The 20,112-nt window shown below is 70.4% G+C and carries 10 protein-coding genes; 5 read left to right on the top strand and 5 right to left on the bottom strand.

Going from position 1 to position 20,112, the window contains the following annotated elements:
* Positions 1-111 precede the first annotated feature (111 nt).
* Entirely contained in the window at positions 112-1,101 is a 990-nt protein-coding gene (moaA, locus tag OIE49_RS09295) for a GTP 3',8-cyclase MoaA (protein ID WP_326801899.1), read from the top strand.
* Here moaA and OIE49_RS09290 read toward each other — a convergent pair.
* Both OIE49_RS09290 and OIE49_RS09285 read right to left on the bottom strand, forming a co-directional pair.
* Complete coding sequence (locus tag OIE49_RS09290; RefSeq protein WP_326801898.1) at positions 1,098-1,340, bottom strand: hypothetical protein; 243 nt, start codon at positions 1,338-1,340, stop codon at positions 1,098-1,100. The two genes, moaA and OIE49_RS09290, sit on opposite strands and share 4 nt — an antisense overlap.
* Positions 1,341-1,551: 211 nt before the next feature.
* Positions 1,552-1,950: a DUF3099 domain-containing protein gene (locus OIE49_RS09285; RefSeq protein ID WP_326801897.1), complete on the bottom strand. Its 399-nt coding sequence runs from the start codon at positions 1,948-1,950 to the stop codon at positions 1,552-1,554.
* A gap of 259 nt (positions 1,951-2,209) precedes the next feature.
* Here OIE49_RS09285 and OIE49_RS09280 point away from each other — a divergent pair, with 259 nt between their 5' ends.
* Complete coding sequence (locus tag OIE49_RS09280; protein ID WP_326801896.1) at positions 2,210-2,500, top strand: GlsB/YeaQ/YmgE family stress response membrane protein; 291 nt, start codon at positions 2,210-2,212, stop codon at positions 2,498-2,500.
* Positions 2,501-2,645: 145 nt separating this feature from the next.
* On the opposite strand, the gene tyrS is transcribed toward OIE49_RS09280, so the two are convergent.
* From tyrS to OIE49_RS09265, 3 genes are all read right to left on the bottom strand, one after another.
* Positions 2,646-3,914 carry a tyrosine--tRNA ligase gene (tyrS, locus tag OIE49_RS09275; protein ID WP_326801895.1) on the bottom strand — a complete coding sequence of 423 codons (1,269 nt, stop codon included), beginning with the start codon at positions 3,912-3,914 and terminating at the stop codon, positions 2,646-2,648.
* Positions 3,915-3,991: 77 nt separating this feature from the next.
* Positions 3,992-5,386, bottom strand: coding sequence for a TldD/PmbA family protein (locus tag OIE49_RS09270; RefSeq protein ID WP_326801894.1), 1,395 nt, complete (start codon positions 5,384-5,386; stop codon positions 3,992-3,994).
* Complete coding sequence (locus tag OIE49_RS09265) at positions 5,383-6,906, bottom strand: TldD/PmbA family protein (RefSeq protein WP_326801893.1); 1,524 nt, start codon at positions 6,904-6,906, stop codon at positions 5,383-5,385. Before OIE49_RS09265 ends, OIE49_RS09270 begins: the two co-directional genes overlap by 4 nt.
* 250 nt (positions 6,907-7,156) lie before the next feature.
* Between OIE49_RS09265 and OIE49_RS09260 the strand changes: the two genes are divergently transcribed.
* From OIE49_RS09260 to OIE49_RS09250, 3 genes are read left to right on the top strand one after another with little or no spacing between them, the layout of a single operon-like run.
* Entirely contained in the window at positions 7,157-12,475 is a 5,319-nt protein-coding gene (locus OIE49_RS09260) for a DEAD/DEAH box helicase (protein ID WP_326801892.1), read from the top strand.
* Positions 12,472-15,606, top strand: a complete 3,135-nt coding sequence (locus OIE49_RS09255) for a helicase-related protein (RefSeq protein WP_326801891.1) — start codon at positions 12,472-12,474, stop codon at positions 15,604-15,606. Before OIE49_RS09260 ends, OIE49_RS09255 begins: the two co-directional genes overlap by 4 nt.
* The gene (locus OIE49_RS09250; protein ID WP_326801890.1) at positions 15,603-20,057 is read left to right on the top strand and encodes an Eco57I restriction-modification methylase domain-containing protein; all 4,455 of its coding nucleotides are present in this window, start codon (positions 15,603-15,605) and stop codon (positions 20,055-20,057) included. Before OIE49_RS09255 ends, OIE49_RS09250 begins: the two co-directional genes overlap by 4 nt.
* Positions 20,058-20,112 lie beyond the last annotated feature (55 nt).

The following is a 20,112-nucleotide window of genomic DNA, read 5'->3' as shown; positions in this document are numbered from 1 at the left end:
CCGTATCTCGTGACTTCCGGCGCTGTCGTTGTCAGTGGTGTCACGTAGGCTCACAAATGACGGGAACTCCGCGTGGTACGCCACATGGACCGAGACGAGGGAGGGGGCCACATGCTCATCGACACCTACGGCCGGGTGGCCACCGACCTGAGGGTCTCGCTGACCGACCGGTGCAACCTGCGCTGCTCGTACTGCATGCCGGAAGAGGGCCTGCAGTGGCTGGCCAAGCCGACGCTGCTCACCGACGACGAGATCGTCCGCCTGATCGACATCGCCGTCACCTCCCTCGGCATCACGGAGGTCCGCTTCACCGGCGGCGAACCCCTGCTGCGCCCCGGCCTGGCCGGGATCGTCGAGCGGGTCGCGGCCCTCGCTCCCCGTCCCCGGATGTCCCTCACCACCAACGGGATCGGACTGAAGCGCACCGCGGCCGCCCTGAGGGACGCCGGCCTGGACCGGGTCAACGTCTCCCTGGACACCCTGCGCCCGGACGTCTTCAAGGCGCTCACCCGCCGGGACCGCCATCACGACGTCATCGAGGGCCTCGAAGCCGCCCACGCGGCCGGCCTGACCCCGGTGAAGGTCAACACCGTCCTGATGCGCGACCTGAACGCGGACGAGGCCCCGGACCTCCTGGCCTGGGCGGTGGAGCACGACTACGAACTCCGCTTCATCGAGCAGATGCCCCTGGACGCCCAGCACGGCTGGAAGCGGGAGGGCATGGTGACCGCGGCCGAGATCCTGACCTCGCTGGGCACCCGCTTCGAACTGACCCCCGAGAGGGCCGGGGAGCGCGGCTCGGCCCCGGCCGAACGCTGGATCGTGGACGGCGGCCCGCACCGCGTCGGCGTGATCGCCTCCGTCACCCGCCCGTTCTGCGCGGCCTGCGACCGCACCCGCCTCACGGCCGACGGCCAGGTCCGTACCTGCCTGTTCGCCACCGAGGAGACGGACCTGCGCGCCGCGCTGCGCTCCGGCGCCCGCGACGAGGAGATCGCCGACATCTGGCGGGTGGCGATGTGGGGCAAGAAGGCGGGAGCGGGCCTCGACGACCCGTCGTTCGTCCAGCCGGAGCGGCCGATGTCGGCGATCGGCGGTTAGGCGCCGCTGCCCGCGTCGCCGTCCGCGGCGTTCCGCGCCTCCCACTCGCCGAAGGGGACCACGTCCTTCAGGAAGCCGCGCACACCGAGGAACTGCGACAGGTGCTCCCGGTGCTCCTCGCACGCCAGCCACGTCTTGCGGCGCTCCGGTGTGTGGATCTTCGGGTTGTTCCAGGCCAGCACCCACACGGCGGCCACACGGCAGCCCTTGGCGGAGCAGATCGGGGTCTCGTCGGTCACGGGTTCATCTCACAGCCACGGCACACAAGGCGACGCCGAGCAGCCACGGGGGGAGCTGCCCGGCGTCGGTCTGTCGCTCCGACGGGGGATGCGGAGCGCGTAGGAAGTATGTCACGGGTAACCCACAGCCCGGCACCGGAACAACATGATTGATCTGAGCTTTTCCTGAGCTTCCCGAGAGGCTGCCGTCCGGCCGCCGGGACGGTCCAGGTCAAGCGCTCTCACGCGGCTCGCGCGCGGTCCCGGCAGCGGTGTCACCCGCGGTGTCCTCCGTGGCGGACCCGGTGAAACCGTCGTCGGCGCCCGGCGGCGTGATCATCGGTTTCGGCGGCATGGCGACGAACGTCGACGGCAGTTTGGGCGCGCCCTCCCGACCCGCGTTCGCGATGACCACGGCGATGTAGGGCAGCACGGCCCCGAGCACCAGCGCCACGATCGCCACGTACCGCTCGACGTTCCACAGCGCCACCGCGAGGATCACCGACGCCGTACGGATCGACATCGAGATGACGTACCGGCGCTGCCGGCCGCGCACGTCCTCCTGAAGGCCCGTCCGGGCTCCCGTGATCCGGAACACCTGGGCATTGCCCTCGCCGTGCACTTTCCGCATCACCCGTCCACCATTCGCCCGCATCGGACAACTCCCCGGCCCGCGTCCGGTCCGTGACCGGTCGGGACAACGGCCCGTACACACTCCACGTTACGCCGCGTTCCCGGCGCCCACGAGGGCGGGGCCGCCGTTCTGCCTGCGTCAACGGCCCTCGGCCCGCGTCCCCGCGGCCTCCGGCGGCCGCGCCCGGGGTGCGACGCGGCGAAGCCGCCCCGACACTGGGCGTAACGCTCACGTCGAGCGGGACGAGGAGGCAGCCATGGGCTGGTTGTGGGCGATCATCGTGGGACTGGTGCTGGGGCTGATCGCGAAGGCGGTCATCCCGGGCAAGCAGCACAGCCCGCTCTGGCTCACCACGATCTTCGGCATGCTCGGCGCGACCGTCGGCAACGCGGTCGCCCGCACGGTCGGGGTCGCCTCGACCCGCGGCATCGACTGGAGCAGGCACTTCTTCCAGCTCGTGGCCGCGATCATCATCGTTTTCGTCGGCGACATGGCGTACATGGCGCTGTGGGGAAACAGGAAGCGGGAGGACGCCCAGCGGGCCTAGTGCCCCGACAGGCAACGTTCGCCCCGTCGCGTAGACGTTGCCTGCCGCGGTACTAGGGTCCGCACGGTTCCGCGGGACGGCCGAAGGGGCGGGCCACCGGAAAATCCGGGTGGACCGCCCCTTCACACCTGACCCGCGTCCGGGCTCAGCCGCTCGTGACCTCGACCGCCGCCAGGTTCTTCTTGCCCCGGCGCAGCACCAGCCAGCGGCCGTGCAGCAGGTCGTCCTTGGCGGGGACCGCGTCCTCGGCGGTGACCTTGACGTTGTTCACGTAGGCGCCGCCCTCCTTCACCGTGCGGCGCGCGGCCGACTTGCTGGGCACCAGGCCGACCTCCGCGAGCAGGTCGACCACCGGGCCGAGCTCGGCGACCTCGGCGCGCGGCACCTCCGACAGCGCCGCCGCCAGGGTCCGCTCGTCCAGCCCGGTCAGCTCGCCCTGCCCGAACAGCGCCTTGGACGCGGCAATCACGGCGGCCGTCTGCCCGGCGCCGTGCACCAGCGTCGTCAGCTCCTCGGCCAGCGCGCGCTGCGCGGCCCGGGCCTGCGGGCGCTCCTCGGTCTGCCGCTCCAGCTCCTCCAGCTCCTCGCGGGACTTGAAGGACAGGATGCGCATGTAGCGGGAGATGTCACGGTCGTCCACGTTCAGCCAGAACTGGTAGAACGCGTACGGCGTCGTCATCTCCGCGTCGAGCCAGACCGCGCCGCCCTCGGTCTTGCCGAACTTGGTGCCGTCCGCCTTGGTCATCAGCGGCGTCGCGAGCGCGTGCGCCGCCGCGTCCGGCTCCAGGCGGTGGATCAGGTCGAGGCCCGCCGTGAGGTTGCCCCACTGGTCGCTGCCGCCCTGCTGGAGCGTGCAGCCGTACCTCCGGTAGAGCTGGAGGAAGTCCATGCCCTGGAGGATCTGGTAGCTGAACTCGGTGTAGCTGATGCCCTGGTCGGACTCCAGGCGACGGGCGACGGAGTCCTTCGTCAGCATCTTGTTGACCCGGAAGTGCTTGCCGATGTCCCGCAGGAACTCGATCGCGGACAGGCCCTGCGTCCAGTCGAGGTTGTTCACCATCACGGCGGCGTTCTCGCCCTCGAAGGACAGGAACGGCTCGATCTGGCCGCGCAGCCGGTCCACCCAGCCGGCCACCGTCTCCGGGTCGTTCAGCGTGCGCTCGGCGGTCGGGCGGGGGTCGCCGATCAGGCCCGTGGCGCCGCCGACCAGCGCCAGCGGCCGGTGCCCGGCCTGCTGGAGCCGGCGCACGGTGAGCACCTGCACCAGGTGCCCCACGTGCAGTGACGGCGCCGTCGGGTCGAAGCCGCAATAGAACGTGACGGGACCGTCCGCGAGCGCCTTGCGCAAGGCGTCCTCGTCGGTGGACAGGGCGAACAGCCCACGCCACTTCAGCTCGTCGACGATGTCCGTCACGGTTCTCGTGTCTCCTAGATGCGGCTCGGTGCGCGCTCGGTGCTCTTCGGGCAGTCGGGTGACAGCCGACTACGAGGTTATACGCCCTGACTGACAGAGCTCATGTTGAATTCCGGGACGCGCAGCGCCGGCATCGCGGCCCGGGTGAAGTAGTCGCTCCACTCCCTGGGCAGCGTCTTCTCGGTCCGCCCGGCCTCCGTCGCCCGGCCCAGCACGTCCACCGGCGACTCGTTGAACCGGAAGTTGTTGACCTCGCCGGTGACCTCGCCGTCCTCCACGAGGTACACACCGTCCCGGGTCAGGCCCGTGAGCAGCAGCGTCGCGGGGTCCACCTCGCGGATGTACCACAGACAGGTGAGCAGCAGCCCCAGCTCGGTGTCCGCGACCATCTCCGCCAGCGAGCGGTCCTCGCCGCCGTCCAGGATCAGGTTCCCGGCCGCCGGCGCGAGCGGCAGCCCGGTCAGGGCCGCGCTGTGCCGGGTGGTCAGCAGATGCCTCAGCTCGCCGCCGGCGATCCACTCCGTCGGCGCGACGGGCAGCCCGTTGTCGAACACCGACTGGTCCTCGCCCGAGGAGTGCGCGACCACGAAGGGGGCGCACTCCAGTCCGGGCTCGTGCGGATCGCTGCGCAGGGTCAGCGGCAGCCCGGTCAGCTTCGCCCCGACCCGGGTGCCGCCGCCCGGCTTGGAGAACACCGTGCGCCCCTCGGCGGCGTCCCGGCCCGAGGACGACCACATCTGGTAGATCAGCAGGTCCGCCACCGCCGTCGGCGGCAGCAGCGTCTCGTACCGTCCGGCGGGCAGCTCGATCCGGCGCTCCGCCCAGCCGAGCCGTTCGGCCAGCTCCGCGTCCAGCGCCGCCGGGTCGACGTCCTTGAAGTCCCGCGTGGAGCGCCCGGCCCAAGCCGAGCGGGTGCGGTCCGGGGACTTGGCGTTCAGCTCCAGCGTCCCGGACGGCTGGTCGTGGCGCAGCCGCAGGCCCGTCGACGTGCCCAGGTAGGTCGACACCATCTCGTGGTTGGCGAAGCCGTACAGTTCGCGGCCACCGGCACGCGCGCGTGCGAACGACTCGCCGAGCGCGGGCGCGAAGTCCGCGAACACCGCGGAGGAGGTCTCGGCGGGCGCGTCGGTGAAGCCGGGGGACTGGGGTACGTCCGTGACCAGCGGCTGGGCGTCCTCGGCGGGTCCGGCCCCGTGTGCGGCTGCCTCCGCGGCCCGCACCAGCGGCTCCAGCTCGTCCTCGGTCACGGCGGCCCTCGACACCACGCCCGAGGCGGTGCCTTCCCGGCCGCCGACGGTCGCGATCACGGTGAGGGTGCGGCCGCGCGTGACACCGTTCGTCGTCAGCGCGTTGCCCGCCCAGCGCAGATTGGCGGTGGACTGCTCGTCGGCGATCACGACGCACCCGTCGGCCCGGGACAGAGCCAGGGCACGCTCGACGACCTCGTGCGGCTTGCTGGTACGCGGGCTCATCGACCGGCCTCCTGCGTGGTGTTAAGGATGTTGACGCCCTTGAAGAGGGCCGACGGGCAGCCGTGGGAGACCGCCGCGATCTGGCCCGGCTGTGCCTTGCCGCAGTTGAAGGCGCCGCCCAGCACGTACGTCTGCGGGCCGCCCACAGCGGCCATGGAGCCCCAGAACTGGGGGGTGATGCCCTGGTAGGCGAAGTCCCGCACCTGCCCGTCGAGGCGGCCGTTGCGGATCCGGTACGCCCGCTGACCGGTGAACTGGAAGTTGTAGCGCTGCATGTCGATCGACCAGGACCGGTCCCCGACGACGTAGATCCCGCGGTCGACGCTCCCGATGAGATCCTCGGTCGACAGCCCCGCCGGGTCCGGCTGGAGCGACACGTTCGCCATGCGCTGCACCGGCACATGGCCCGGGGAGTCGGCGAAGGCGCACCCGTTGGACCGCTCGAACCCGGTCAGCCTCGCGATCCTGCGGTCGAGCTGGTAGCCGACCAGCGTGCCGTCCTTGACCAGGTCCCAGGACTGCGCCTCGACGCCCTCGTCGTCGTAGCCGACGGTGGCGAGTCCGTGCTCGGCGGTGCGGTCGCCGGTGACGTTCATCAGCTCGGAGCCGTACGGCAGCTTGCCGAGCTGGTCGAAGGTGGCGAAGGAGGTGCCCGCGTAGGCCGCCTCGTAGCCGAGGGCCCGGTCCAGCTCGGTGGCGTGCCCGATGGACTCGTGGATGGTCAGCCACAGGTTGGAGGGGTCGACGACCAGGTCGTAGACGCCGGCGTCGACGCTCGGCGCGCGCATCTTCTCGGCGAGCAGCCCGGGAATCCGCTCCAGCTCGTCCTCCCAGTCCCAGCCGGTGCCGGTGAGGTACTCCCAGCCGCGCCCGACGGGCGGGGCGAGGGTGCGCATCGAGTCGAACTCGCCGCTGGAGTCGTCCACCGAGACGGCGGTGAGCTGCGGATGCAGCCGCACCCGCTGCTGCGTGGTCACGGTCCCGGCCGTGTCGGCGTAGAACTTGTTCTCGTGCACGGTCAGCAGCGAGGCGTCGACATGGTCGACCCCGTCGGCGGCGAGCAGCCGCGCGCTCCACTCGGCGAGCAGCGCGGACTTCTCCTGGTCCGGGACGGAGAACGGGTCGATCTCGTACGACGACACCCACGTCTTCTCGGCATGCACGGGCTCGTCGGCGAGCTCCACGCGCTCGTCGGACCCGGCGGCCCGGATCACCTCGGCGGACAGCTTGGCCATCGTCACGGCCTGCGAGGCCACCTTGGCGGCCGCGTCCATGGTCAGGTCCACCCCGGAGGCGAACCCCCACGTCCCGCCGTGCACGACCCGCACCGCGTACCCCAGGTCGGTGGTGTCCGACGACCCGGCCGGCCGCCCGTCCCGCAGCCGCCAGGACGCGCTGCGCACCCGCTCGAACCGGAAGTCCGCGTGCTCGGCCCCGAGCGCACGCGCACGTGCGAGCGCGGCGTCGGCGAGGGCGCGCAGGGGCAGCGCCAGGAATGACTGATCGACCTCATGGGCCACGAGCGGCCTCCCGTTGTCGCCATGGATGAGATGTGTACGTCCCGCAGTGAATCATGCGGCGTCGGCACCCTGACTTCCAACGGATTCACGCCAGGCAGGACACCGTATGAGGCAGCAGCCCTGTCAGTGGCCAGTAAAGTGAAGCTCTTGAGCCCACGGGGGGAATGGGCCCTCCTCCCGTCTCGTTGCGCTGCCCGCCAGATGGTGCAGCCAGAGCAGTGAGTCGAGCGCAAGGGAGATCGGCGAGAACATGGACGTGTTCGGAGCGCACCGGCAGCTCATCAAGGACTACGACGACTTCACGACCTCCTTGGTGTGGGTGCGGGATCCGGCCATCAGGAGCCATCTCGACGAGGAACGCCGGGACAAGACCCGTTGGCCCGACCCCTGGATCTCCCTCAACCCCAACTTCCGGAGCGGCGGAACGATCGACGGGCTCGTCGACGACAACGTGTTGCACGGGGACTGCAAGACCTATTTCCGTGAGAAGAAGGACCCGGAGGACACGGGCAGCCGTACGCTCACCCTGCACCATCACCAGCTCAGGGCGATCGAGGCGGCCGACTCCCGTGAGTCGTATGTCCTGACGACAGGCACGGGATCGGGTAAGAGCCTCTCCTACCTCATTCCCATCATCAACTCGGTCCTGCGCGAGCCCAAGCCCGACGGCATCTCCGCGATCATCGTCTATCCGATGAACGCGCTTGCCAACAGCCAGAAGAACGAGCTGGAGCGCTACCTGCGCTGGGGAGTCCCTCCGGAGCAGCACGGAGCGGTCACCTTCGACCGGTACACGGGGCAGGAAGGCAAGGACCAGAAGAAGTCCGTGCTGAGCCGCAAGCCGGACATCCTGCTCACCAACTACATGATGCTGGAATACCTGCTCACCCGCCCCGAGGAGCGACAGGAGCTGATCGCCGCGGCGAAGGGCCTGCGCTTTCTGGTCCTGGACGAACTCCATACCTACCGGGGGCGCCAGGGCGCCGATGTCGCACTCCTGGTCCGCAGACTTCGTGAGGCCTGCGAGGCGCCCCGACTCCAGTGTGTGGGTACCTCGGCGACCATGGCCAGCGCCGAGACCTTCGCCGAGACGCGGCGGACGGTGGCCGGGATTGCCAGCCGCCTGTTCGGTACGAAGGTGCGGCCGGGCCGGGTGATCGGGGAGAGCCTCCAGCGCGCGACCGACCCCGGCCGGCTGCTGCCTGACAGTGAGCGGCGGGCAGCCCTGACTGAGGCCGTACGGCGTGCCGCGGCCGATCCGGCCGAGCTGCCCGACGCGTACCGTCCGCTGAGCAAGGACCCACTCGCCGTCTGGATCGAGGACACTTTCGGACTCGACACAGAGCCGCGCCCCAGGAGCAAGGACACTTTCGGACTCGACACAGAGCCGCGTACCGGACGGCTCAGGCGCCGCAGCCCCACCACCATCCCCGAGGCGGCGATCGACCTCCGCAAGGAGTGCGGCGAGGACGAGACCGTCTGTGTCCGCGCGATCGAGACCATGCTGGAGGCGGGAGCCCGGGTAAAGAACACGGATACGGGCCGGCCGTTGTTCGCCTTCCGGCTGCACCAGTTCCTGTCCAAGGGCGACACGGTCTACGCGAGTCTGGAGCCGTCGGACGTCCGGCACCTGACCAGCCAGTACCAGGTCAGAGTGCCCGGCAACCCGGAGTGGCCGCTGGTTCCCCTCGCTTTCTGCCGCGAGTGCGGACACGACTTCCCGGTCGTCACCGTCGAAGGATCCCCGAGGACGGGGCGGTATGTCGCCCGCCAGGATCCCGACGCCCCCGCCGAGCCGGGCGACGGCTACCTCTACGTGGACCAGGAGCGGCCCTGGCCCGACTCCCCGGAAGAGGCCTTGGAGCGGCTTCCGGCCAGCTGGATCGAGACCGACGACAACGGGCAACGCGTCGTCGTCCAGCGGCGCGCCGACGACCTGCCCCAGCAGGTGTGGATCGGGCCCGACGGTGTGACCACCGAGCCGGGGACGGGCCTGCGCGCCTGGTGGATCGCCGCACCTTTCCGTTTCTGCCCGCGCTGCCGGGTCAGCTACGAGCAGCTGCGTGTCCGGGACTTCGCCAAGCTGGCCACCTTTTCGGCCGAGGGCCGCAGCTCCGCCATGTCCCTGGTGAGCGCGAGTGTCGTCCGTTCCCTGCGAGGGCAGCCCGACCTCGGTCAGCGCGCCCGCAAGTTGCTGACCTTCGTGGACAACCGCCAGGACGCCAGCCTCCAGGCCGGACACTTCAACGACTTCGCGCAGGTCACCCAGATCAGGGGTGCGCTGTACCGGGCGCTGCACAAGGCGGGCCCGGCAGGGCTTCGGCACGACACCCTGCCCGAAGCCGTGGCGGAGGCACTGGCCCTGCCGCTGACGGCGTTCGCGCAGAAGCCCGAAGTGAAGTACCGGCAGCTCGAGGACACCTTGTCCGCCATGCGGTCGGCGCTGTCATACCGGCTCTACGCCGACCTGGAGCGGGGCTGGCGGCTGACCATGCCCAACCTGTCCCAGACCGGCCTGCTCCGCTTCGACTACACCTCCCTCGCGGAGATCGCAGCCGACGAGGAGGAGTGGCGGGGCACCCACTGGGCTCTGGAGGGCGACACCCCGGCCCATCGGGAGGAGATCGCCCGTACGCTCCTCGACGAACTGCGCCGCGCCCTGGCCGTCGACGAGAAACGCCTCACCAAGCTGGGTCATGACCAGTTGGTGGCCGTCAGCGAGAAGCATCTGGCGGGGATCTGGGCGATCCCCGAGAACGATCCGCGTACCCCCTCCCGGGTCGCCTTCGCGGGTCCCGGGCCGAAGGGCGCTCCGTCCGCCGACGCCGTCTATTTCGGCGCCCGAGGCGGCTACGGACGTTACCTCCGCAGGGCCGGGGCGTTCGGGGCGCTGCCTCAGCTGGCAGGCAAGGAGATGTCCGTCGCCGACGCGGACGTGGTCATCCGCCAGCTGCTCGACGTGCTGACGAGGACCGGTCTGCTCACCGTCGTGGACGAGGGCCCGGACGGACGTCTCGCCCGCCAGTTGTGCGTCGCCTCCCTGATCTGGCTTCCGGGCGACGGAGAGAGCGCGGAGCCCGACCCGGTACGCAAGACCCTGGACCCCGACGCCGTCGCCCGGGTCAATCCGTTCTTCCGTGACCTCTACCGGGAGACCGCCGCGGAACTCGTCGGACTGGAGGCCCGGGAACACACGGCCCAGGTCGAGTCCACGGTGCGGCAGATCCGCGAGGACGCCTTCAGGGACGGCGATCTGCCGCTGCTCTACTGTTCGCCCACCATGGAGCTGGGTGTCGACATCGCCGAGCTGAACGCCGTGGCGATGCGCAACGTCCCGCCGACACCCGCCAACTACGCGCAGCGCTCGGGCCGTGCGGGCCGTTCCGGCCAGCCCGCTCTGGTCACCACGTACTGCTCCACCGGCAGCGCACACGACCAGTACTACTTCCGCCGTTCGCGGCTCATGGTCTCCGGCAGTGTCGCTCCGCCCCGGATCGACCTCACCAACGAGGACCTGCTGCGCTCGCACGTCCAGGCCGTCTGGCTGGCCGAGACCCAGGAGTCCCTGGGCTCGTCGATGACCGACATCATCGACATCAAGGCCACCGGCAAGCCGGGGGAGCCGCTGCCCCTGCCTCTTCACCCCAAGGTGTCCGCCGCACTGGACAGCGAGACGGCAAGGCAGCGCGCCATCGCCCGCTGCACCGTGCTCCTCGCTCCCCTTGCGGACGATCTGGCGACCACCTCCTGGTGGTACGACGGCTGGACCACCGACCGGGTCAGGGACACCCTGCGCCGTTTCGACAACGCCTGCGAGCGGTGGCGACGGCTGTACCGCAGGGCCTTCGAAGAGCGCGCCGAACAGCACCGCCTCGCGGACGACACGACCGGCACCGCACGCGACCGCCGCCGTGCCCAGGCACGCCGCGCCCAGGCCGAGAACCAGCTCAAGCTGCTGCGCAACGAGAGCTCCGACAGCAAAGAGGACTCGTTCTCCGACTTCTACACCTACCGCTACTTCGCCTCCGAGGGTTTCCTGCCCGGATACTCCTTCCCCCGGCTGCCCCTGGCGGCGTACGTCCCGGGGGAGCGGGGCGAGAGCCGGTACGGCCAGAAGCGCGGGGCCTACATTCAGCGCCCCCGGTTCATCGCCATCGGCGAGTTCGGACCAGGAGCCCTGATCTACCACGAGGGACGCCGCTACACGGTGTCGAACGTCCAGGTGCCGATCAGTGACAACCCTGGGCAGATCGCCACCGTCGACGCCAAGGTCTGCCGGGCATGCGGCTACTGGCACGAGCGCAGCGAGGGCCGCGACACCTGTGTGCACTGCGGTGCCCCGCTCGTCGAGATCCTCAACCGCCTGATGCAGCTCACCACCGTCTACGCCGAACCCCGTCGCCGCATCTCCTCCGACGAGGAGGAGCGCCTCAAGGAAGGCTTCGAGCTGCGCACGGCCTACCGCTTCCACCACGGCAGCCTGACCGCCGACATCAGAAGGCCCGCCCCCGACGGGACGGACCGCGCGATCGCCGAGCTGACCTACGGAGACGCGGGCGTCCATGTGATCAACCTGGGCCGCCGCAAGCGCAAGATCCGCAGCGATGTCGGATTCTGGCTGGACCCCAGCTCCGGCCGCTGGCTGAGTGAGGGGAAAGCCGCGGCCGAGCGCCCGGAGACCACGGCGGAGCACGAGGCCCTCGCCGCCTTCGAGAGCGCCCGCACCACGTTCAAGGTCGTGCCCTACGTCCACGACAGCAAGAACATCGCCGTGCTGAGACTGGCCGCAGCGGTCGACCGGCAGACCGCCGTCACCCTGCGCTATGCCCTGGAGCGCGGTATCGAGGCGTACTACCAGCTGGAGGACGCCGAACTGAACAGCGAGGACCTCCCCGACCCCGACGGGCGGGCCCGGATGCTGTTCGTCGAGGGCGCCGAGGGCGGCGCGGGTGTCCTGCGACTCCTCCACGACGACAAGGGCGCGCTGGCCGCCGTGGCCGAGCAGGCCCTGGAGATCATCCACGTCAAGCCGGACGGCACGGACCTCGGCCAGGCCGAGGGGGCGCGAGAGCGCTGTGAGTTCGGCTGCTACGACTGTCTGCTCACCTACCACAACCAGCGCTTCCACCCTGACATCAGGCGGCTGTCCGCGGTTGACCTGCTCCTCGACCTGGCCGCGAGCCGGGCAGTCCAGCGGCGACCGCAGGCCGCCAACCCGGTGCTGCACGCCGCTGACCTGGCCGGCCGCAGCCCGCACGCGGGCGGTGGCGACTTCGTGCGCTGGCTCCGCGAGAACGGCTACCGGCTCCCCGATGCCACCAGCGAGCAGGTGGCCTCGGCGCGTGCGGTGCCGGACTTCGTCTACCGTCTGTCGGACGCGGACGTCGCCGTCTTCCTGGACCTTCCGGGGCACGGTGCCCCGGACGACACCCGCGACACACGAGCCAGGACACGGCTGGAGAACCGCAGCTGGCTCGTGATCGAAATCGGCAGTGACAGCGACAAGGAGTGGCACAGGACGGTGCGCGCACACCCGAACGTCTTCGGCCCGGGCAGGGGCACCCGATGAGCCCGCAGCACACCCCCGGTTCCCTGGTGTCGGCCCGGGGCCGCGACTGGGTGGTGCTCCCGGGCACCACGGACGACTTCGTGATCGCCCGGCCGCTCGACGGGGACAGCGAGTACGACACCCTGCTCTTCCCCTCGGAAACGTCCGCGCCTGGCTTCGCCGCCCCCAGCCTGCCACCGCTTCCGGACCCCGACGAGGCTGCCGCAGGTGACCTCTTCCCCGGCGGCGACGCCATCGGCGACTTCGCGTCCGCGTCCCTCCTGCGTACCGCGCTGCGGATCACCGCCACCTCCAGCGCCGGCCCCTTCCGCTGCCTGTCCGGGATCGCCGTCCAGCCCCGCCAGTACCAGTTGGTGCCGCTCATGCTGGCCCTGCGCATGGACACCGTACGGCTGCTGATCGGCGACGACGTCGGCATCGGCAAGACCGTCGAAGCCGCCCTGATCGCCAGAGAACTCCTGGAACAGGGCTCGGCCGTCAAACTGTCCGTCCTGTGTTCTCCCGCGCTGGCCGAGCAGTGGCAGCGTGAGCTCCACGACAAGTTCGGCCTGGACGCGGAGCTCGTGCTGCCCTCGACCGCGGCCAGGCTCGAACGGGGCATCATCGACCCCGACCAGACGATCTTCGACCGCTACCCGTACACGATTGTCTCCACCGACTTCATCAAGCAGCGGGAACGCCGTGACGCCTTCCTGCGCACCTGCCCCGACCTGCTCATCGTCGACGAGGCCCACACCTGCATCGGCGCGGGCGCCGGCCGTCAGCAGCGCTACGAACTCCTCAAGGGGCTCGCCGAGGACCCGGGACGCCACCTGCTGCTGGTCACTGCGACCCCGCACAGCGGCGACAGCGACGCCTTCGCCAAGCTCACCGGGCTGCTCAGCCCGAAGCTCGCCGCCCTCGACCCGACCATCCCCGCCCACCGCGACCGCCTCGCCCGCCACCTGGTGCAGCGCAGGCGCCGCGACATCAAGTCCTTCCTCGGCGAGGACACCCCCTTCCCCGGTGACCGGCTGCTCCGCGAGGTTCCCTACCGCCTGGATGCGGCGTACGCGGAGTTCGTCACCGACGTCATCGGCTACGCCCGGGAGCAGGTCCGCCACACCGACGGTGAACTGCGCAACCGTATGAGCTGGTGGTCGGTGCTCGCCCTGCTGCGCTGCGTGCTGTCCTCCCCGGCCGCCGCCGAAGCCACCCTGACGACCCGGGCCGCGGTCAGCGCAGCCCGTACTCCGCAGGAGGCCGACCGGCTCGGCCGCGAGTCCGTCCTGGAAACCACCGACGAGGAGGCCGTCGAGGGACTGGACGCGGTGCCCGGGGCGGTCCTCGCGCCCGAGGACGGGCTCGCCACGGCGGAACGAGGAGCACCGGAAGTATCTCCCGGGCAGGGCGATTCCGAGGCGACCGTTCCTGACGACCCGGCGGCCGGAACAGCGGCGCAGAGCAGGGGCGGCCACCGGCCGGCGGACCCCCACCTCAAGGCGTTCGCCCGGCGAGCCGCGGCCCTTGCGGGCCCCGAGTACGACACCAAACTGCGCCTCCTCGTCGAGGAGGTCACCGCCCTCATCGACGAGGGCCACGACCCCATCGTGTTCTGCCGGTACATCCCCACCGCCCACTACGTCCGCGCCCATCTCGCCGAGGCACTCGAACGCCGGGTCCACGTCGAGGCGGTCACGGGTGACCTCCCGCCCGAGGCCCGTGAGAAGCGCATCGCCGAGCTCGCCACCCGCACGGGCCGGCAGGTACTGGTCGCCACCGACTGCCTCTCCGAGGGCGTCAACCTCCAGGAGCGGTTCAGCGCCGTCCTCCACTACGACCTGTCCTGGAACCCCACACGCCACGAGCAGCGCGAGGGCCGCGTCGACCGGTTCGGACAGCGCAGCGAGAACGTGAAGGTCGTCACGCTGTACGAGACGGACACCGGCATCGACGGTATCGTCCTGGAAGTCCTGATCCGCAAACACCGGGACATCGCCCGCCAGACCGGCGTCGCCCTCCCCGTCCCCGACGCGGGCGAAGGAGTCCTGCACGCGCTGACCCGCAGCCTCCTGCTGCGCGGCCGCACCGAGGCGGTGGCCCCCGACCAGCTGGCCCTCGACTTCGGCACCGACGAGGAACTGGGCCGGGCCCGCGACGAACTGCACCGCGTCTGGGAGAGCGCCGCCGACCGAGAGTCCAAGGTGCCCACCAAGTTCGCCCACTCCGCCCTGCGCCCCCAGGACGTCGAGAACGAACTCCGCGTCCTGCGCCAGGTCCTCGGCGAGCCCCGCGACATCGCCGTCTTCACCCGGGAGTCCCTGGCGGCCTTGCGCGCCCCCGTCCGCGCGGACGCCCAGGGCAACGGATTCGCAGCCCAGGCCAACCCCCTGCCTCCTGGACTCCGTCACGCCCTCGGCATCTACGACACCGACGACCAGGCCGCCGCTGCCGCCGGCACCGGACGCGCCGCAGCCCGCACGGCGGGCCGGGGACGGACCCGCACCGCAAGCGGCCCCCGCGAGCTGGTCTTCCGTGACGACCTGCCGGTACCCAAGGGCGAACAGGCGCTGGTCCGCACCGACCCGGCGGTCCGCGCCGTCGCCCGCTACGTCCTGGACACCGCGCTCGACCCGGCCATCCTCGACCAGGACCGCCCCGCCCGCCGTCTCGGCGTCGTACGCACCAAGGCCGTCGACATCTACACCGTGCTGCTGCTCGCCCGCTACCGGTTCAAGCTCAGCCTGCCGCTGAAGAACTCCCCGCGCCCCAAGGAACTCGTCGCCGAGGACGCCCGCGTCCTCGCCTGGCGCCCGGACGACGAGGGCGGCCTCGAATGGCTCACCGACGCGGAGACGTCCACCCTGCTCGCCGCCACCCCCGACGGCAGCGTGATGCCCGAGCTGCGCCACCGCACCATAAGGCGCGCCCTCGGTGAACTCGAACTCCCCGAAGTGCACGACCACGTGCTGCACCACGGCCAGGAGTTGGCGGACCAGCTCGCTGCCGCCCATCTCCGGGTCCGCGAGGCCGCGGGCGAGCGCGGCCGTGCCCTGGGCGCCGCGGCGGCCCGCCGGATCACGGTGACACCCGCGGGCCCCGCCGACCGCCTCGGTGTCTACGTCTTCGTACCAGCCGGAGGAGCCCGGTGACCGCCTTCACTCCTGAGCCGCCGACCGCGGTCTCCGCCTCCTCCGCCGTGCGCGTCGAGGGTCGGCTCCTCACCGCCGACCTGCTCGGCAGACTCGCCGCCGGAGACCGCGAACTGCCTGGCTGCGCCCCCGCCGACTACGGCCTCTACCGTGGCGAACGCATCGGCGACGCCGCCGGCCGGGCCTGGGCCGCCCTCACCGGCGCCTACCGCGTCTTCCGCGACGACCTCGCGAGACTCCCCGAGACCAGCGCGGCCACCACCCTGACCCGCAAGGCATGGCTGCTGCGGCTGTTCACCGAACTCGGCTACGGACGGCTCAGCGGCACCGGCGTCACGGTCGAGATCCCCGGTCGGGACGAGACCTGCCGGGCCAGCCATCGCTGGCAGGACCACCTGCCGGTCCACCTGCTGGCCTGGGGCACCTCCCTGGACGGCAGGGTGGGCAACCGGCGCGCTCCCCAGTCCGTCCTCCAGGAACTGCTCAACGTCTCCGGCCGGCACGTCTGGGGCCTGCTCTCCAACGGCCAGGTACTGCGCGTCCTGCGCGACTCCACCGCCCTGGTCGGCTCGGCGTACGTGGAGTTCGACCTCGAAGCGATCTTCGACGGCCAGCAGTACGCCGACTTCGTACTGCTCTACTCCCTCCTGCACGCATCCCGCTTCGAACTCGTCGCCAAGCCGGAGAAGAAGCGCCGCGGACGGCGTGCCCGGGATCCCCAGGGCGCAGAGTCCGAGTTCGCCGAAGCCGCAGAGCAGCAGGATGGGGAGGAGCAGCCCGCCCAGACGGAGTTCGGGGATGAGGACACGGCCTCCGACTCCGACGCTTCTGCCCTCACGGCCGCCGACTGCCGTATCGAATGGCTGCGCACGTATGCCATCGAGACCGGCCTGCGCGCCCGGGACAACCTCCGCGACCAGGTCGCCGAAGCCATCGGCGTCCTGGGTACGGGCTTCCTCGCGGCCAACCCCGACCTGCACCGGGCCGTCTCCGGCGGCGGCCGGCGAGGTCTTGGGGCCTTGGAGGAGCTGCACCACGAACTGCTCCGCCTCGCCTACCAGTTGGTGTTCCTGTTCGTCGCCGAGGACCGGGGCATCCTGCTCGACCGGACGGACTCGCCCGAGGCCCAGGACGCCCGCGACCGCTACACCCGCTACTTCTCCACCCGCCGCCTGCGCCGGATCGCCTTCCGGCGGCCCGGTGACCGCAACACCGACCTCTGGCGCTCCCTCGCCATGGTCCTCGACGCCCTGGGCACCGACGGCGGCGAGCCCCGGCTCGCCCTGCCCGAACTCGGCGGACTGTACTTCCGCGCCAAGGACGACTCGGCCGCCGCCACCCTGCTGGGCAGGGCCGAACCGCTGCGCGCCGCCGAACTCCCCAACGAGCACCTGCTGGAAGCCGTACGACTGCTGGCCCGGGTACGCGACGAGGGCCGGCGCTGGCAGCGCGTCGACTACCGCCACCTGGGAGCCGACGAACTCGGCAGCGTCTACGAGTCCCTCCTCGAACTCCGCCCACGCCGCGACCCCGGCACCGGCCGCTTCCGGCTCCAGACCCTCGCGGGCAACAAGCGCAAGACGACCGGTGCCTACTACACCCCGACGGTCCTCATCGAGAAACTCCTCGATCAGGCTCTCGATCCGGTCATCAAGCGGTACGCGGCGAACGGCAACCCGCGCGACCTGCTGAAGATCAACCTGGTGGACCCGGCCTGCGGCTCCGGCCACGTCCTGGTCGCCGCGGCCCGCCGCATAGCGCGCCGATACGCCGAGCTCGACACGTGGGAGCCCGAGCCCGCCCCGGAGAAGGTACGGGCGGCGATGGCCGATGTCGTACGCCACTGCGTCCACGGTGTCGACATCAACCCCATGGCCGTGGAACTCGCCAAGGTCTCCCTCTGGCTGGAGTCCCTGGAACCCGGCCAGCCGCTCGCCTACCTGGACGACCGCATCAAGGTCGGCAACGGGCTCCTCGGCACGACCCCGAAGCTGATCGCGGAAGGAGTGCCGGACGGCGCGTTCAAGAAACTCGCGGGCGACAACTCCAGGATCCTCACCGCCCTGAAGGCCGCAAACAAGAAGGAACGCTCGGGAGGGAAGGGCACCCAGACCGCACTCGGCGGCGCCCTGACGCGCACGGGCACGGCGGAACTCCGCCTGGAGGCCGAGGACATCGCCAGACTCCCGGACCGAACGCTCGCCGACGTACGAAACCACGCGCGGGCCTACGAGGAGTACCTCGCCACATCACCGCACCTGCGCCGCCTCAAGCGCGTCGCGGACGCCTGGTGCGCGGCGTTCCTGTGGCCGAAGAACGACGATGCCCCGCCGGCCGTCACCAGCTCGGTGCTGGTGCAGGTGGCCGGGGGCGGGGAGCTGTCTGCGGCGGCGATCGAGGGTGCGGAGGCAGAGGAAGAGGCCGAGCCGAGTCTCTCCGGTGAACAGCAGCTCGACGAGACCGTCAGCCGCAACCGCTTCTTCCACTGGCACCTGGAGTTCCCCCGGGTCTTCCGCGTCGAGGACGACGAGGCCGACGACCACAACCCCGACACCGGGTGGCAGGGCGGCTTCGACTGCGTGCTGGGCAACCCGCCATGGGAACGGGTCAAGATCCAGGAGAAGGAGTGGTTCGCGGCTCGGGGTGAGGACGAGATCGCCGATGCCTCGAATGCGAGCGAGCGCAAGAAGCTCATCGCCGGCCTGAAGGAGAGCGCGGAGCGCGGGGAGCGGGAGCTGTACGACGCCTTCCAGGTGGCGCTGCGTGAAGCGGCCGGTACGACGCTGATGCTGCGGAACTCGGGGATCTTCCCGCTCACCGGGCAGGGGGACGTCAACACGTACGCCGTCTTCGCGGAGAAGGCGCGGATGCTGCTGGCACCGGAGGGCATGTCGGGGCTGGTGCTGCCTACGGGGATCGCCACTGACAAGACGACGTCGGCGTTCTTTGCGGATCTCGTGGATCGGCGGCAGTTGGTGACGGTGTTGGACATGGAGAACGAGGAGAAGCTGTTTCCGGATGTCCATAATCAGTACCGGTTCTGCCTGTTTACGGTTTCCGGTCCGGCCCTGCGCTGTGAGGGCACTCGTCTCGCATTCCGGGCCCGCCGACCGGACCAGCTCGACGAGCGTGAGTTCACTCTGGACGCCATAGGGTTTCGGGCCATCAACCCCAACAGCCGTACGTCACCGGTGTGCGAGAGCCCGGAACACCTGAGGGTGCTGCGAGGGATTCATGAGCGGGTGCCGGTGCTGTGGCGTCGGGTGGGGGGTGACGAGAATCCTTGGGAGCTGCGGTTCAAAACCATGTTTCACATGTCCGGCGACTCGGATCTGTTCCTCACGTCCGATGAGTTGCTGGACGACGGTTGGTCCCCTCAAGGGACGGTTTTCATCCGTGATGACAAGCGTGCTCTGCCACTGTACGAGGGCAAGTTCGTGCACCACTTCGACGGGCGCTTCGCCACGTACGAGAACGCGACGCAGGCCCAGATCAACAAGGGCACTCTGCCTCGGTTCGACCTTGAGGTCCACCAGGATCCGGCCAAGGCACCGTTGCCTCGGTATTGGGTTCTGGAGGAGCAGGTCGACGATCGATTGGCGGGGGAGCCGGGACAGCCGGAGACGGAGTGGCGGCACGACTGGCTGATGGGCTGGCGGGACGTGTGCCGGGCTTCTGACGAGCGTACGGTGATTGCTTCCGCTGTGCCGCGTACAGCGGTTGGCCACACCGCGCCGCTGCTGCTCCCGCTCCGGCAGGACCTTCCTCTCGACGGCCTTCTGGCCAACCTTTCCGCATTCGTACTGGACTTCGCCGCGCGTCAGAAGGTCTCCGGGGCGCACCTCACTTACACCTACCTGGAACAGCTCCCGATCCTGCCCCCCGACACCTACACCCGCCCCGTTCCCTGGCTGGGAGACCGCACCCCCGACGCCTGGATCCGCGACCGAGTCCTCGAACTCACCTACAATTCCTACGAGATGGTTCCCTTCGCCCGCCACCTCGGCGACGAGAAGCCGCCGTTCATCTGGAACGAGGACCGCCGCTTCGAGATCCGGGCAGAGCTGGATGCCGCGTACTTCCACCTCTACGGGATCCCGGAGACGGACATCGAACTCGTCCTGGACAGTTTCCGTGCGTTCCGGAACAAGTCGCCGGAGCTCTTCGAGCGGACCAAGGACAGGATCCTCACCATCTACAGGGAGATGGAGAAGGCGGCCGAGTCCGGCGGCTCGTACACCAACCAGGGCATGACGCCGCCGCCCGGCCGGAGCCCCCGTCACGCGCCGGGCCACAGCCCGCTCACCCGCCCGGAACGGGCCACCCCCGAACCCCCACAGCCCCCCGAGCCCACGGGGGCGAAGCCGCCGAGCGACGAACCGGACGCCGATGGCGGCCTGTTCAGCGTTGCCGAGCTGGGAGTCGATGAACAGCTCGGATTCTGGTCCTGAGACAAGCCGGTGGCCGCCTCCCGTACTTCTCGGAGGCGGCCACCGTCATGCGCGT

The sequence above is a fragment of the Streptomyces sp. NBC_01788 genome (assembly GCF_035917575.1).
In the GTDB taxonomy this organism is placed as follows: Bacteria; Actinomycetota; Actinomycetes; order Streptomycetales; family Streptomycetaceae; genus Streptomyces.
Note: the sequence above shows the minus strand (reverse complement) of the source record. Positions and strands in the feature narration are given on the sequence as shown.

Excerpts from the sequence above, each read along its gene's own strand:
- moaA (WP_326801899.1), top strand. The coding sequence starts at position 112 with ATGCTCATCGACACCTACGGCCGGGTGGCCACCGACCTGAGGGTCTCG.
- OIE49_RS09285 (WP_326801897.1), bottom strand. The coding sequence starts at position 1,950 with ATGCGGAAAGTGCACGGCGAGGGCAATGCCCAGGTGTTCCGGATCACG.
- OIE49_RS09280 (WP_326801896.1), top strand. The coding sequence starts at position 2,210 with ATGGGCTGGTTGTGGGCGATCATCGTGGGACTGGTGCTGGGGCTGATC.
- OIE49_RS09270 (WP_326801894.1), bottom strand. The coding sequence starts at position 5,386 with ATGAGCCCGCGTACCAGCAAGCCGCACGAGGTCGTCGAGCGTGCCCTG.
- OIE49_RS09260 (WP_326801892.1), top strand. The coding sequence starts at position 7,157 with ATGGACGTGTTCGGAGCGCACCGGCAGCTCATCAAGGACTACGACGAC.
- OIE49_RS09255 (WP_326801891.1), top strand. The coding sequence starts at position 12,472 with ATGAGCCCGCAGCACACCCCCGGTTCCCTGGTGTCGGCCCGGGGCCGC.